Origin of the sequence: Streptomyces sp. URMC 124 (assembly GCF_051386455.1) — a bacterium.
GTDB lineage: Bacteria > Actinomycetota > Actinomycetes > Streptomycetales > Streptomycetaceae > Streptomyces.
The window spans coordinates 1-246 of the sequence record NZ_JBPQTS010000591.1 but is presented as its reverse complement, the minus strand read 5'-3'; the positions used below and the strand labels follow the sequence as shown (position 1 = coordinate 246).

General features: G+C 59.8%; 1 protein-coding gene. It reads left to right on the top strand.

What is annotated here, in order from left to right:
- On the top strand, positions 1 to 246 hold a 246-nt coding region (locus tag ACSNOG_RS33805; protein WP_436756488.1), incomplete at both ends, for a hypothetical protein.

Sequence of the window (246 nt, the reverse complement as noted above, 5' to 3'; positions counted from 1 at the left end):
CACATGAATTATGACAGCAAAGGCATCACGCTGACCCGCGGCTCGATCATGAACCCGGATACGCAGGTGGTGCTGCCGTGGATGAACGTGCAGAAACGTATCGGCGAACTGCTGGCAGCGGGTCGTTACTTGAACCGGCAGGAAGCCGAGCGATTGCCCGCCTTTGCGGAAGAACAGGAGGAAAAGCTGCGGCTGCAAGCGGCGGAATTGGCCAGGTCCGATGTGCCGCAGCCGGATGTATTGCCC